Raw genomic sequence first — 14909 nt, forward strand, 5'->3', positions numbered from 1 at the left:
TTGTTTCTAATCGTTGTCATTACCTTTGCCATTGCCATTGCCGTTTCCATTGCCATTGCCGTTTCCATTGTTCCCGGAGTCCCAATGATAAGCAGCATCATCTTCCTCATTCGAACCTTCCTCGCCATTTCCTTCATCCGGATTAGTGTCCACCGGTACATCAGGTTCAACGGGCGGTTGTTCAAAGGTCGGCTGCGGCACGGTACCGTTCTTGACATCGCTGTAACTTACGCTGTACGTATCCACCTGGCGACCGTCACGGAAGATCATCACGGTTGCATGCTTGTCGGGAGCCAGCAGCAGCTTAACAGGTACCATTTCCGAGGTCGTTATGGTCTTGTTCACGGCTTCCTGGTTTTCTCCCAGCGCATCGGTGAAAACGACCCGTATTTTGCTTTCTTGGCCTTCCACGCTTGGTGAGACCGGTACGCTGTAATTATACTCAAGCGCATCCGAAGGGTAGCCTGAGCTTACGAAGAGCGTGATTTTGGAGCCTGGAACAACCTGTTCATTGGCCTCATGCGGCCACTGCTCTACTACGATGCCCTTCTTCACTTCATAACTGGATCTCTCTTTGATTGCCTCAACCGTAAAGCCATTGGACTCCAATATTTTGACGGCATTCTCCTGCTCTAAGCCAACCACGCCCGGCATTGGGACCAGATTCTTGCCCTCGCTTACCGTTACGTTGATTTCATCCTTATCGGGATCGATTGGTGAACCGGCTTCTGGGCTTTGTTTAAAAATCTTGCCTTCAGGCACATCATCATTTTTCTCAGAAGTTTGCTTAATGGAGGTTTTATTAACTCCGATCTCTTTTAACGCAGCAACAGCCTCATCAAACGTCATCCCATCAAGGCTTGGCATGCTCTTGAGCGGCTTCGCATCCCCAACCGACAATTGAACCGGCGACCCCTTCTTCAGCATGGTCTCAGCTTCCTTGTCCTGGGCAAACACGATGCCTTCGTCCACATTCGGTTTATATTCACGAATGACTTCCTCATTCACCGTCAAGCCTTTGGCCTCAAGCTCGCGGATCGCATCCTCCTCCGTCATACCTACAACTGGCGGCACCTTAACCTCCGGTACCTCCAGCATGTTGTTCACATACATGACAACACCAAACATAAGGCCGAGGAACAGGAGCACCGAACCGATGATGATGGTCGGCTTGACCCATTTTTTCTTCGATTTGCCGGTCGGCTTTGCCTCAAACTCCTCGTCATCCGAGTCGTCGTCATCGTCATGATGATGCTGACTGCTGCGCTGCATCGTTTTGAGCGCTGGCATGACCAGGGTAGAATCGGCATCGTCCTCAAACTCCATCTTCGGTTCGTTCAGTCGCATCGGCATCAAGCACGTCTCAAGATCGTCCATCATCTCTTCCGCGGACTGATAACGCTCCTCCGGGTTTTTGCGCATGGACTTCAGGATGATGTTCTCCACGCTTTGAGGAATGAGCGGGTTTACTTCTCTAGGCTCATCAAATTCCTCCTGGAGATGCTTCAGAGCAACACTAATCGGGCTCTCGCCCAGAAAAGGAAGACGGGCCGTAAGCATTTGATATAACACAATACCAAGGGAGTATAAATCCGATTTCTCGCCCGTAACGACGCCCTTGGCGTGCTCCGGCGAGAAATAATGCACAGAGCCCACAACGGAGCCTGTCTGCGTAATGGTTGTCGACGTGACCGCCCTGGCAATGCCAAAGTCCGTTACTTTGACCCTCCCATTACGGCCAATCAGAATATTATGCGGTTTAATATCCCGGTGAATGATCTGGTTATGATGAGCGTGTCCCAGCGCATCGCAAATCTGGGTAGCAATCCGCACAGCTTCTTCCACCTGCAGCGGTGCCCGTTCTTTTATGATTTCATTCAAGTTCTGTCCTTCGATATATTCCATGACGATGTAATGCACATCTTCCTCTTGGCCCACATCATAGATGCTGACCACGTTGGAATGCGACAACGAAGCCGCTGATTGTGCCTCACGCCGGAAACGGCGGATAAATTCCTCGTCGTGCACAAACTGCTGGCGCAGCACTTTGATCGCTACATTCCGGTTCAGCAAAATATCCTGAGCCTTGTAGACCAGCGCCATGCCACCGCCACCGATGCGTTCTATAATTTTATAACGACCAGCCAATTCATGTCCGATCATGAATCCCACCCCTTTATACGTTGCCCGACAACTTCTTCTTGATGTTCAAACATTGCGACCGTGATGTTGTCCTCACCGCCGGCAAGAAGTGCCAGTTGAAGCAGGCGATCCGCTCTTTCCTCCAGAGGAAGGTCAAGTGAACCGGAAATTTGTCCGATCAGCTCGCGGCTGACCCGGTTGCTGAGCCCGTCGCTGCAGAGCAGCAGCACTTCGCCTTCTCCGATCGTAACCGGTGTAAGCTCAACCGTCACATCCACATCCGTTCCAAGCGCCCGGCTTAATACGTTTTTCCGGGGATGGGTTTCCAGTTGATCTTCCGTAATCTGACCACTCTTAAAAAGCTCATTAACCAATGTGTGATCATCTGTGAGTCGAATCACTTGTCCGGGAACGACTTTGTAAGCCCTGCTGTCCCCGATATGTCCGATATAACCTTCGGAACCCCGCAGCAGCACCGCTACAATCGTCGTGCCCATATTGTGAAGCCGCTCATCAGCCGAGGCTTCCCGATAGATAACAGCATTGGCATGCAATATGGCATCACCAAGCGCAGCCCGAATACTTTCCATGGACATGTCCTCCTCCAAAGAGGACAAATCCTCGGCTACGGTATCTACCGCAAGTCTGCTGGCGGTGTCACCCGCAAGGTGACCTCCCATACCGTCAGCAACCACACCCAAGGTATAGCCATGCTCCAGTGTGCTAACAAATACCGAATCTTCATTAACAGGACGAACGCGCCCCACATGGCTTACATGAACCGTCTTGATCAAATCTTCTCACCTCAACTCCATATGCTTGGCCCGCAGCTGACCGCAAGCGGCAGCGATATCGTGGCCTTGTTCACGACGGATGGTCACATTGACCCCCTTGTCTGCTAACGCACGTTGAAATTTGAAAATATCGTTACGCGATGTGCGAACATATTTCCGTTCCGGCACATGGTTAACCGGAATCAGATTGACGAAGCAGTTCATATCCTTAATGACGTCCGCAAGCTCTTCGGCATGCTCAACCTGATCATTTACGCCGCCGATCAAGGCGTATTCAAACGTAATGCGGCGTCCGGTTTTTGCTTGATAATAACGAAGCGACTCAATCACATCGTCAAACGGGAAACGACGGTTAACAGGCATTAGCTTGGAGCGCAGCTTATCGTTCGGTGCATGAATGGAGATGGCCAGATTGATCTGGGTATCCTCTTCCGTGAATTTATAGATGTTAGGCACAATGCCACTCGTCGAAACGGTAATGTGGCGCTGGCCGATATTCAATCCTTTTTCATGAATCATCGTGCGCAGGAACTTCATGGTCGCTTCATAATTCTCAAACGGTTCGCCTGAGCCCATAATGACGATGCTGCTAACACGTTCTCCCGTTTTATCGAGAATCTTCTGCGCCTGGACCACTTGGGCAACAATCTCGCCGGAGGTCAGATTTCGCTTCAGGCCACCCAGTGTGGATGCGCAGAACGTACATCCGATACGGCAGCCAACCTGCGTTGTAACACAGATGCTGTTGCCGTAGTTGTGCCTCATGATGACGGTCTCGATCGCATGGTCATCATGCAGGCCGAACAGAAACTTGACCGTTCCGTCCTTCGATTCCAGCTTGGTGATTTCCGTCAAGGTAACGAAACTGAATTCCTCCTCCAGCTTGCCCCGAAGCTCCTTGGAAAGATTCGTCATTTCCGCGAAGTCGTTCACCCGCTTCACGTACAGCCAGTCATAAATCTGGGTTCCCCGAAACGCGGGCTCCCCGTTCTCTTGAGCCCATGCTTGAAGCTCTTCCAGTGAATAATCATATATAAAAGGTTTCATTCTCACCACACCTGTCTAATTTAGAGGATGTCCAGCCCGTATACTTCCGAACGCTCCCTATTACATTCATATGCATCTCTTTTTTCATTCTTCCTATTCTAACATAAATAAAAGAGACGGTAAAAGAGGAAAACCCGCCGGCATTGGCGGGATACGACTATAGTCATGGCGGCGGAGCCCTTAAGAGGGACGTCTGCCGAGTCTTGCGATGTAAAAGCCGTCACTATGGTAGTGCTGGGGCAGAATTTGAATCCCGCCTCCCCGCTGAAGCGATTTCCCTTCCAGCCGGCTTAAGTCTCCAAGACCATCTTCCGCGATTCCAAACCCGGAATGGCTATCCAGAAAAGCAGACACAACCCCTTCATTCTCCAGCGGCTCAATCGTGCACGTGCTGTACACCAAAAGCCCTCCGGGACGAAGCAGCGTGGAGACCGACTCCAGCAGCCTCAGCTGCAGCGCCGCTATTTCATGGATGTCCTCCTGTGACTTGCCCCACTTCAGATCGGGCTTGCGGCGGATGACGCCAAGGCCCGAGCACGGAGCATCCAGCAATATTCGGTCAAAAGACGCAGGTTCGAAGCGGTCAACCAAATCCAGCGCGTCCCCGGTCACGATCGAAATGCTATCCAATCCCAAGCGGCCGGCCTGATCCGATATCAGCTTGCCTTTATGAGCATGAATGTCGTTGGCGACAATGCTGCCCTCATCCTTCATCAGCTCGCCCATGTGGGCGCTCTTGCCACCCGGGGCTGCGCAGCAATCCAGCACCCGCATTCCCGGCTCAGGCTTAACAGCTTCAGCGACCAGCATGGAGCTTTCATCCTGGATCGAGATCATTCCATCCCGGTACCAATCCGTCAAGGCCATATTGCCCGCTCCCCTTACGACAATCCCGTAGGGACTAAGCGGCGACGGGGCAGCTTCATAGTTCTGGCTGCTCATTAATTTCAGCATGTCGTCACGGCTGATCATCGTGGTGTTCACTCTCACGCTGACGGCCGGCGGTTCGTTGTTTGCGGCACAGATCGCCTCTGCCGTCTCGATCCCGTACTGGGATATCCAGCGCTCCACCAGCCACAACGGGTGGGAATGCTGCAGGGAGATGCGCTGGGCCGGGGGCATATTCTCTGGGATCGCCAAACTTTCCTTCTGGCGCAGAATATTCCGAAGCACCCCGTTCACCATGCCGGAGATCCCTTGATGCCCGCGGCGCTTCGCCAGATTAACGGCTTCGCTGACAACCGCGTGATCCGGAATCCGATCCAGATATACGACCTGATACAGACTGATGCGAAGCAGTGCTCTTACCCACGGTTGAAGCTTCTGTACCCCTTTGTTGACAAACTTGTCCAAAAAATAATCGAGCGTGTTAAGTCTTGAGATCGTGCCATAGATCAGCTCTGTGGCAAGTCCCGCGTCGCTCTTCGCAAGCGAGGACTTCTGCAGAGCGGAGTTGAGCAGGAGGTTGCTGTACGCCCCCTCCTGCTCAACCTGAGTCAATACGTCCATCGCCAACTCCCGAGGAGAGTCCAGGCGTCCCTTCGGCCTGCGGTTCCCGCTCACGTCAACACCGTCCCGACCGTCAGGCTCGTCCCACGCACGAATTGCGCTGCATCCATTGCCTTTTTGCCGCTGGGCTGAACGGTTAACAGCGTTAGCGTGCCATCACCTGTTTTGACAACAATCCCCTTCTCGTGAAGCTCTAGCACGGTTCCTGGCTGTGCATCGTTAGATAGGGTCTGTGCGCTGTCCGGCTTAGCCGCCGTCCATACTTTGAACACATCCCCATTCCAGAGCGTAAATCCGCCGGAATAAGGAACCAGACCGCGTATTTGATTATAAATTTCGCGGGAAGTGCGAGTCCAGTCGATTCTTTCGTCATCCCGGGTCAGGTTCGGAGCATACGTTGCCTTCGTCTCATCCTGGGGCTCGGCATCCACCTTGCCCTTCACAAGCCGCGGCAGCTCCGATTGCAGCAGCTCCGCGCCGGCTTGGCTCAGCTTCTCAAACATGGTCCCGGCCGTATCGTCATCCTCAATGGGAACCTCGATGCGGGCGATCATGTCGCCCGTGTCGAGCCCCTCCGCCATATACATCAGCGTGATGCCTGTTACGGATTCTCCGTTGATGATACTGCGCTGAATCGGAGCGCCTCCCCGGTAAGCGGGGAGCAGCGAGCCGTGGACATTGAGACAGCCCAGTGACGGCATATCCAGCACCGATTTCGGCAGGATTTGACCATAGGCGGCGGTGACAATCAAATCCGGCTTATACTCAGCCAGCTCGGCCACAGCTTCCGGATTCCGCAGGCGCTGCGGCTGCAGAACAGGAATGCCGTGACGAAGAGCGGCTTCCTTAACCGGCGTTGGGGTCAACACCTTTTTGCGCCCTTGCGGACGGTCAGGCTGCGTAACAACGGCGACAATGGAATAACCTTCGGCTATCAACATTTCAAGACTGGGTACTGCAAAGGCCGGGGTGCCCATAAATACGATATTCATCGGTTCTCCAGCTCTTTTCTCGGCTGTTCCGGAACATACTCATACACCCGGTCAGCGATTTCCGTAAACAGCACTCCGTTCAGATGATCGATTTCATGCTGAAACGCTCGCGCAAGCAGCCCTGTACCTGTAATGACAAGCTCATTGCCTTCGCGGTCAAGCCCCTTAACCGTCACCTTCTCCGCACGGCGCACATCCCCGTTCCATCCTGGAATGCTCAGGCAGCCTTCCGGCCCGAATTGCTCGCCTTCGCTCTCCACGATCTCCGGATTGATCATTTTGATCAAGCCGTGCTCGTCACCGGCGTCGATCACGATCAGACGCTTCAGAATGCCGACCTGCGGCGCAGCCAGTCCGACGCCTTCCGCATCGTACATGGTATCCGCCATATCGTCCAGAAGCTTTTGAACGTTCGGCGTAATTTTGGTAACTTCCTTTGCCTTTTTATGAAGAACCTCATCCGGCTCTTTAACGATAATACGAATCGCCATGTCTATGACACCATCCTTGTGCTTTTCATCATTATATGCTGTATTACATTAACATTTGCGGATCTACGTCAATACTGATCTGGAGCTTGCTGTCCCGCGCCGAATCCTGCAGCTTCTCGGCAACCGAGCGCACCAGCGAGACAGCATCCATCGTTCCCCGCCATTTTATCATACATTGAAATCTGTATCTATTTTTTAGCCGCGGAATAGGGGAGGCTACCGGACCAAGTATATCAAGCGCGCTTGCGTCGAATCGGTCCAGGCTTCCAAACCATCCCCGGCGGTCGGATTCGCTTTTGATGGTAGCAGCAAAATTCTCCGCCATTCTTACCAGCAGCGGCAGCTGTTCATGCGACAGCGTCACCAGGATCAGCCTGCAATACGGCGGATAATGGAGCGCTTTGCGGTGTTTCAGCTCGTCCTTGACGAAGGATAAATAATCATGGCTGCTTGCATGGATAATCGAATAGTGCTCCGGGGTATAGGATTGGATAACCACTTCACCCGGCAGCTGATGGCGGCCTGCTCTTCCGGCAACCTGCGTGAGCAGCTGAAACGTCTTTTCCGCCGCCCGAAAATCCGGCAGGTTCAACGCTGAATCGGCCGTTATGACGCCGACCAGGGTGACATCAGGGAAATCCAGGCCCTTGGCGACCATCTGGGTGCCTAGCAGCACGTCCCCTTTTTTATCCCGAAACTGCTTCAGCAGCTTCTCATGTGAGCCCTTCTCGGTCGTGGTATCCACGTCCATCCGAATGACGCGGATGCCGGGAAACAGCTTGGCCAATTCTTCCTCGACACGCTGTGTGCCAGTCCCGAAATAACGTATATGCTCGCTTCCGCAATCCGGGCAAACCTCCGGCGCTTGGGCGGCATAACCGCAATAGTGGCAGCGCAAATTATTCGATTTCTGATGATAGGTCAGCGAAATGTCGCATTCCGGACAGCCTGCCACATATCCGCAGCTCCGGCACATGACAAACGTGGAGTAGCCCCGCCGATTCAGCAGCAGCACCGTCTGTTCCCCTCGTTCCAGCCTTGCCGAAATCGCGGTGTGCAGAGAGCGGCTGAACATGGAGCGATTTCCTTCACGAAGCTCCTCCCGCATGTCCACGACCTGGACCTCGGGCAGCTTGTTGCCCAGCGCACGGCTCGGCATCTCCAGCAGATGAGGCGCAAAATCATCCTGAGCTTGCGATCTCGCCGCATGGTAACTCTCGAGCGAAGGCGTTGCCGAACCCAGTATGACGGCTGCGCCGGTCAGCTGGGCACGGTGAATCGCAACATCCCGGGCATGGTACTTCGGTGTTTCTTCCTGCTTATAAGAGCCTTCATGCTCTTCATCCATAATGATCAATCCCAAACGGTTAAACGGAGCAAATACCGCCGATCGTGCGCCCACGACAACGGACGCCCGGCCTTCTCTTATTTTCCGCCATTCATCGTAACGCTCTCCATCTGAAAGCCGGCTGTGCATGACAGCCACACGATCGCCGAAACGGGCTTTGAACCGTTCCACCATTTGCGGTGTCAGTGATATTTCGGGCACCAGCACAATCGCTTGACGCTCCTGTTCGAGACATCGCTGAATCGTCTGCAGGTAGATTTCGGTCTTACCGCTGCCCGTCACTCCGTGCAGGAGAAATACGCCATGCTTGCGTTCATCCAGCTTGTGCACGATGCTGCGATACACCGCTTGCTGCTCCGGTGTAAGCGCCAGCGGGGTGCTAGGCGTAAAATGCCGCCCTCGATACGGATCGCGGAACACTTCGATATCCTCAAGGGTAATCAGCCCTTTATCGACCAGGCCCTTCACGGTGCCTGCGGTGACACCCAGCGTCTGGAGCAGATCCTTCTGCGATATCGGCAGAAATGCTTCCATCTCCAAAATATATTGGAGCACTTCCTTCTGACGCTGAGCCTTGGCCGGAAATGAAGCCAGTGCCTGATATGCTTCCTCGCTCGATACGGCAAGCTCTACCGCTTTTATCGTTTTTTTCTGCAGTTTATCCTTGATTTGCTGGAATTCGCTAAGCCGTCCTCGGCTGATTAGCGCTTTAATGATAGCAGCGCCATCCGGAAATGCCCGCGTTAGCTGCTGGAGCGAAACCTCGCCTTTCTGACTGACAAAGCGGATGATCTCCTGCTCCGACTCACTTTCGGGCAGGAGCGCAAATAATCCGTCGGTTTGATCCGTCTGCAGCGTGTCTGAATCGCCAATGGAGATGTACCGCTCCGCCTTCCCTTTCAGCGCCGTAGGCAGCATCGATTGCAGAACCGATATATATCGGCATGCGTAACGCTCCTTCATCCATTCGCCAAGCTCAATCAGCTCAGGCGAAAGCGGCGGCATCACATCGAGGACTTCCTGAATCGGCTTCATTTTGGCCGTATCCATCTCGGGCCGGGGATGCAGAGAGACCACGAATCCCTGGAGCGTACGGTGCCCGAACGGCACCCCGACCCGGCTGCCTACCTCGACCCAGGGCCGAAGTTCCTCAGGAATCAAATAATCAAAAGGCCGGTCCGTATCCTTGGACGGCACGTCCACAATCACTCGTGCCATTTCCATCAGGATGACCTCCCGGATAACCGATCAGCCGCCAGTGTCAACAGCCTCTGGGCCACTTCCTCCTTGGACATCACTGGAAGCTGCAGGACCAGCCCTTCTGCATCAAAGATATGAACGCTGTTCGTATCCGTGCCAAAGCCCGCTCCTGCCTGTGTAACATCGTTAGCAACGATCAGATCGCAATTTTTGCGTTTCAGCTTTTCTCTGGCGAACTGCTCCACTGTATCGGTCTCGGCCGCAAATCCGATTAAGAACTGGGAGGTTTTTTGGCGTCCCAGGCTCTCCAGAATGTCGGTTGTTTTGACAAGATCCAGCGTCATGGTCTCCCCGCGCTTTTTGATCTTAGATGTCGCTGCCTCAGCTGGGCGATAATCGGCAACAGCGGCCGCCTTGACCACGATATCACTATGCTCGAATACGCGTTGCACCGCGTCGTACATATCTTGGGCCGATTCCACTCTTTCCACCTTGATTCCCTCTGGTGGAGCTTCATCGGTATGAGCGGCAATGAGGTGAACATCCGCTCCCAGCTGCTTGGCCGCTTTTGCGATCGCAAATCCCATTTTCCCGGAAGAATCATTCGTTATATACCGGACCGGATCAATGCGCTCAATGGTGCCTCCGGCCGTGACAACCACTTTTTTGCCGTGCAATATGCCTGTGGAGCTGCTTGCTTTCTCCTCATTCGACGCCACAGATTGTGCCCCGCGATCTCGGAAAAACCGTTCAACCACGTCAACAATCGTATCAGGCTCTTCCATCCGTCCCTTTCCGACATATCCGCAAGCCAGAAGCCCCTCTCCGGGTTCAATCATGGACACCCCGCGGGAGACCAGCGTCTCCATATTGGCCATGACGGCCGGGTGCGTGTACATATGCACGTTCATTGCCGGCGAGATCATGACGGGAGCCGTCGTCGCGAGCAGCGTCGTGGTCAGCATGTCATCCGCCAGGCCATGTGCCATCTTGCCGATAACATTGGCTGTGGCCGGAGCGATCAGTACCAAATCGGCCAGGTCGGCCAAGTGGATATGCGAAACGACCGAGGGGTCCCGTTCATCAAAGGTATCGCTATAAACCGGGTTTTTGGTCAGCGTTTGTAGCGTTAATTCCGGAATAAACTGCTTCGCGGATTCCGTCATAATGACATGCACATCCGCTCCCCTCTGGACAAGCCTGCTGCATAAAGTCGCTGCTTTATACGCGGCAATGCCACCTGTAACGCCAAGCACAATGACTTTTCCGTTCAACATGACAATCCCCCGCTTTCCATTGTATAAAGGCTACGTTATCATATCTTCTCAAAAAAATAACAACCTTTCGGTTGTCACATTTTCGCGCGCTAACGCATGTTATTCAAATATTGAAAAAAAAGCCTTAGTCCTGTCCCCGCTCGATTTTCACGTAATCGCCATAGATTTCTTCCAAAGCGACACCGACAAACTTATGGGATTTCGGATGTTTCAACTCGCTGACTCCGCCTTCACGCAGTTGGCGTGCACGGCGGGAAGCCGCAACCACAAGAGAATATTTACTGTCTACTTTATTCATCATTTCATCAATGGATGGATATAACACGGTCGAAGCACCTCTTCTTCTTTTACTTGAAAGTTAGCACCGTCTATGAAATGACAGCTTACTTTCTCACCTTACAATGTTCGGCAATAATGATAGATTGTATTCTCTCACAAGCGAGATTGATTTCATCATTCACTACCGCATAATCATAATGCTGCAGTAAATTGATTTCGTCAACCGCTACGGACATGCGGTGGTCGATGGTCGCTTGACTCTCTGTTCCCCGGCCCTGGATCCGATCCTTCAGTTCATCCAGCGACGGCGGCATCAGAAACACAAAGATGCCCTCGGGAAACTTCTCCTTGACCTTCAGTGCGCCCTGCACTTCGATCTCCAGTATAATATCCTTACCGGAGGCTAAAGTTTCTTCCACAAAATCACGCGGGGTTCCATAATAGTTCCCGACGTATTCCGCATATTCGAGAAGCTGGTCGTTCTCAATCATATCCATGAATTGTTCCCGACTTTTGAAAAAATAGTTCACACCATGTACCTCACCGAGCCGTGGCGAACGCGTCGTTGCCGACACCGAATACACCAGCTCCGGAACCCGGCTGCGAAGTGCCGTACAGACGGTTCCCTTACCCACTCCGGAAGGACCGGACAATACAATCAATAATCCTCTAGACATAGTACTCCTCATCTTATTCGTCGTTGTCGTCATCTTTGCTGGACAGACGGTGAGCCACCGTTTCTGGCTGCACAGCCGATAAAATCACGTGATCGCTATCCGTAATGATAACAGCCCGTGTCCTTCGGCCGTATGTAGCATCAATCAGCATATGACGGTCCCGTGCTTCTTGAATGATCCTCTTGATCGGAGCCGATTCAGGACTCACGATTGAGATGATCCGATTGGCCGATACGATGTTTCCGAAGCCAATATTAATAAGTTTGATTGCCATAGTGCAGTTGCTCCCCCTATACATTTGACTCTTACTTGCCGACGAAGCTGCGGTCATTCCACATTAGCGGCTTGTTCGCGAATCTTCTCCAGTTCCGCTTTCATTTCGACAACACGGTTTACCAGAGTCAGATGATTGGCTTTCGATCCAATCGTATTGACTTCTCTGTTCATTTCCTGAATCAGAAAATCCAGTTTACGGCCTACAGGGCTTTTCTGATGAAGCAGCTCTCTGCATTGTTCCAAATGGCTGTGAAGGCGAATCAACTCCTCGTCCACATTGGAACGTTCAGCAAACAGAGCAACTTCCATTCCGAATATATGTTCATCAACAGCAAGCGACCCGTCATCAAGAGATTCTATGCGCTGTCTCAGACGCTTCCGGTACTCTTCCGGAACTTCAGGAGCAAGTTCGGTCATTTCTCGGTGAAGCTGCTGTAATCGGTCAAGCCTCTGCCCGATATCCTTCACGAGAAAAGAGCCTTCCCTGCTGCGCATCTGGATCAGACCCTCCAGCGCTTGTTCAAGACCTTGAAGAAGCGCATCATTCCATAACTTCTGCTGCGCTTCATCCATGGGAAGTCCGCTCGGACTAACAAGAACATCTGGCAGCGACAAAATATCCCGCACCGCCAGATCTCCATTGATTCCATATGACTTCAAATCCTCGGCTGCCTGTAAATACGCCTGAACCATGGTATGGTTCAGCACGGCACCCTGGGACTCGCCGTTGTTTTCCTTGTTAATATAAACATCAATCCGTCCGCGTCCGATTCGGCTCTGTACCGTCCGTCGAAGTGAATCCTCGAAGCAGGCCCATTCACGGGGCATACGAAAGACGATTTCACAATACCGATGATTGACCGACTTCACTTCGAAAGAGATACTGTAACCTTGAAAATCGACAACGGATTGCCCATATCCGGTCATGCTCAATGACATCGGAATCACATCCATTACACTATTGTAATTGATAATTATTAATGAAACAAGGGGGTCAATCGGCGGCCCGATTTCTCCCAGACATACTCCATTAATTGTACGCTCATTTCATAGAACATAAACGGCGTCATCAAATATATGCCGTTAAAGTGCTCTGTCGCAACATCCAGCAGCTCCTTGCCGATCTTGACACCCATTGCCCGGCCCGCTTCGCCTTCAAGCCCGGCCATGCGGCTGCGGACTTCGTCCGAGAGCTGAATGCCCGGCACCTCGTTATGCAGATACTCCGCGTTCCGTCCGCTTGCCAGCGGCATGATGCCGATAAAGATCGGGATGTCCAGATGTGCCGTCGCTTCCCTCAGCCTAACCATTAACTCGGGATCGTACACGGGCTGCGTCATCACATAATCCGCACCGGAGGCAATCTTCTTCTCCAAGCGAGCAACTGCCTTGTCAAGATGCCTTACATTGGGATTGAACGCTGCGCCGACAACGAATTTGGCCTTCTGCTTCAGCGGCTTTCCGGAAAATGCAATGCCGTCGTTCAGCTGTTTGATCATGCGGATGATTTCAAATGAGGTCATGTCGTAAACCGAGCTGGAGTCCGGCAAATCCCCGAAGCGTGCAGGATCCCCGGTCACCGCAAGCACATGGTCTATGCCGAGCGCATCAAAGCCCATCATATGCGACTGCGTGCCGATCAGGTTTCGGTCACGGCAAGCGATGTGAATCAGCGGTCGCAGCCCGGTTCGTGCTTGTACAAGATGGCCGAGCGCCATGTTGCTCATACGAGTTACGGCCAATGAGTTATCCGCAAGGGTCAGCGCATCGGCTCCCGCTTTTTTCAAAGCTTCCGCGCCTTTCATGAACTTGGTGATATCCAAATCCCTCGGAGGGTCCAGCTCCACGATAACGGTATGCCGCTCCTTCACGATATCGACAATCGTCGGCTCCCCGCTGCGCTCGTAAAATTGCTCTTGGGCCGTCTCGTGAATCACGATCCGGTTGACTTCAGCCTCCTCGACGATCGGAAGCGGCGCAGGCACGTAACCGGACAACGCCGATGAAATTTCAGCAATATGCTCCGGCGTCGTTCCGCAGCACCCGCCGACAATCCGTGCGCCACGATCCGCAAACTCCAGTGCCGTCTTTCCGAAATATTCGGGACTCGCGCCATACCGGTATTCCCCGTCCACATAGTCGGCGATCCCTGCATTCGGATAGACCGAAGCCGGAAGATTCATAATGCCGTTCAAGGTTTCCAGCGCGCGCATGATGCCGTTTGGACCTGTCCGGCAGTTAAAGCCGATCACGTCCGCGCCTTCTTGACTCAGGATGCGGTAAGCATCCGGCATCGTGAAGCCGTCCAGTGTGCGGGCAATATCCTCCACCGCAAACTGGCAGATCACCGGCAAGTCGCTTAACATGCGAGCCTGCGCCAAAGCCAATTGAATTTCATCTACGTCATAGAACGTTTCGAGCAGAATGCCGTCAACGCCTTCCGATATGAGTACCGACAGCTGCTCTTCGAAATAACGCTTGAGCTCGCTCGTGGAAATGTTGCTTCTTTTGCCCGCGCGAATGGAGCCTACCGCACCCACTACATATCCGTTATCGCCAGCGGCTTCACGCGCAATTCTAACGCCTGCGCGGTTAATCTCTCCTACCTTCGCCTCCAAGCCGTATTTGGACAGCTTGTCATGATTGGCAGAGAACGTGTTCGTCTCAATGACCTGCGCACCAGCCTCAACATACTGGCGATGAACGTTCCCGATGACCTCCGGGGAGGTTAGATTCAGTTCTTCATATGAAATGCCCACAGGAAATCCTTTTTGATATAAATAAGTACCCATCGCGCCATCACCGACCAGTACCTGATTCTCCCATGCCTGCCGAAGATTCGGTTTCATCGCGTTTTCCCCTCCACCCGACGTTTAT

13 protein-coding genes are annotated in these 14909 nt (G+C 52.9%); all 13 read right to left on the reverse strand.

The window, feature by feature from the left end; genetic code table 11:
- Nucleotides 1-6: 6 nt before the first annotated feature.
- The 13 genes from pknB to DP091_RS03825 all read right to left on the reverse strand — a co-directional run bounded on the left by pknB (nucleotide 7) and on the right by DP091_RS03825 (nucleotide 14881).
- Nucleotides 7-2163, reverse strand: a complete 2157-nt coding sequence (gene pknB, locus DP091_RS03765) for a Stk1 family PASTA domain-containing Ser/Thr kinase (protein WP_113057121.1) — start codon at nucleotides 2161-2163, stop codon at nucleotides 7-9.
- A complete protein-coding gene (locus DP091_RS03770; protein ID WP_071223703.1) occupies nucleotides 2160-2936 on the reverse strand; it encodes a Stp1/IreP family PP2C-type Ser/Thr phosphatase in 777 nt (258 codons plus the stop codon). The genes pknB and DP091_RS03770 overlap by 4 nt, the downstream gene beginning before the upstream one ends.
- A 6-nt stretch (nucleotides 2937-2942) precedes the next feature.
- Entirely contained in the window at nucleotides 2943-3983 is a 1041-nt protein-coding gene (gene rlmN / locus DP091_RS03775; protein WP_113057122.1) for a dual-specificity RNA methyltransferase RlmN, read from the reverse strand.
- A 180-nt stretch (nucleotides 3984-4163) separates the two neighbouring features.
- Nucleotides 4164-5492 (reverse strand): 16S rRNA (cytosine(967)-C(5))-methyltransferase RsmB, encoded by a 1329-nt coding sequence (gene rsmB / locus DP091_RS03780; RefSeq protein ID WP_373456885.1) that lies wholly within the window; start codon nucleotides 5490-5492, stop codon nucleotides 4164-4166.
- Between the two features lie 50 nt (nucleotides 5493-5542).
- A complete protein-coding gene (fmt, locus tag DP091_RS03785) occupies nucleotides 5543-6484 on the reverse strand; it encodes a methionyl-tRNA formyltransferase (RefSeq protein ID WP_113057124.1) in 942 nt (313 codons plus the stop codon).
- Nucleotides 6481-6975 carry a peptide deformylase gene (def, locus tag DP091_RS03790; protein WP_071223700.1) on the reverse strand — a complete coding sequence of 165 codons (495 nt, stop codon included), beginning with the start codon at nucleotides 6973-6975 and terminating at the stop codon, nucleotides 6481-6483. The genes fmt and def overlap by 4 nt, the downstream gene beginning before the upstream one ends.
- 43 nt (nucleotides 6976-7018) lie before the next feature.
- Nucleotides 7019-9547, reverse strand: coding sequence for a primosomal protein N' (gene priA, locus DP091_RS03795; protein ID WP_113057125.1), 2529 nt, complete (start codon nucleotides 9545-9547; stop codon nucleotides 7019-7021).
- The gene (gene coaBC, locus DP091_RS03800) at nucleotides 9547-10800 is read right to left on the reverse strand and encodes a bifunctional phosphopantothenoylcysteine decarboxylase/phosphopantothenate--cysteine ligase CoaBC (RefSeq protein ID WP_113057126.1); all 1254 of its coding nucleotides are present in this window, start codon (nucleotides 10798-10800) and stop codon (nucleotides 9547-9549) included. Before coaBC ends, priA begins: the two co-directional genes overlap by 1 nt.
- A 124-nt stretch (nucleotides 10801-10924) precedes the next feature.
- The gene (rpoZ, locus tag DP091_RS03805) at nucleotides 10925-11125 is read right to left on the reverse strand and encodes a DNA-directed RNA polymerase subunit omega (protein WP_113057127.1); all 201 of its coding nucleotides are present in this window, start codon (nucleotides 11123-11125) and stop codon (nucleotides 10925-10927) included.
- Nucleotides 11126-11183: 58 nt separating this feature from the next.
- Nucleotides 11184-11756 carry a guanylate kinase gene (gmk, locus tag DP091_RS03810; protein WP_071223696.1) on the reverse strand — a complete coding sequence of 191 codons (573 nt, stop codon included), beginning with the start codon at nucleotides 11754-11756 and terminating at the stop codon, nucleotides 11184-11186.
- Between the two features lie 13 nt (nucleotides 11757-11769).
- Nucleotides 11770-12030 carry an extracellular matrix/biofilm regulator RemA gene (remA, locus tag DP091_RS03815; protein WP_006209218.1) on the reverse strand — a complete coding sequence of 87 codons (261 nt, stop codon included), beginning with the start codon at nucleotides 12028-12030 and terminating at the stop codon, nucleotides 11770-11772.
- Nucleotides 12031-12083: 53 nt separating this feature from the next.
- Nucleotides 12084-12971 (reverse strand): YicC/YloC family endoribonuclease, encoded by an 888-nt coding sequence (locus DP091_RS03820; RefSeq protein ID WP_113057128.1) that lies wholly within the window; start codon nucleotides 12969-12971, stop codon nucleotides 12084-12086.
- A gap of 38 nt (nucleotides 12972-13009) precedes the next feature.
- Nucleotides 13010-14881 (reverse strand): bifunctional homocysteine S-methyltransferase/methylenetetrahydrofolate reductase, encoded by a 1872-nt coding sequence (locus DP091_RS03825; protein ID WP_113057129.1) that lies wholly within the window; start codon nucleotides 14879-14881, stop codon nucleotides 13010-13012.
- Nucleotides 14882-14909 lie beyond the last annotated feature (28 nt).

The sequence above is a fragment of the Paenibacillus sp. MDMC362 genome (assembly GCF_003269305.1).
Lineage (GTDB): Bacteria > Bacillota > Bacilli > Paenibacillales > Paenibacillaceae > Paenibacillus_AQ.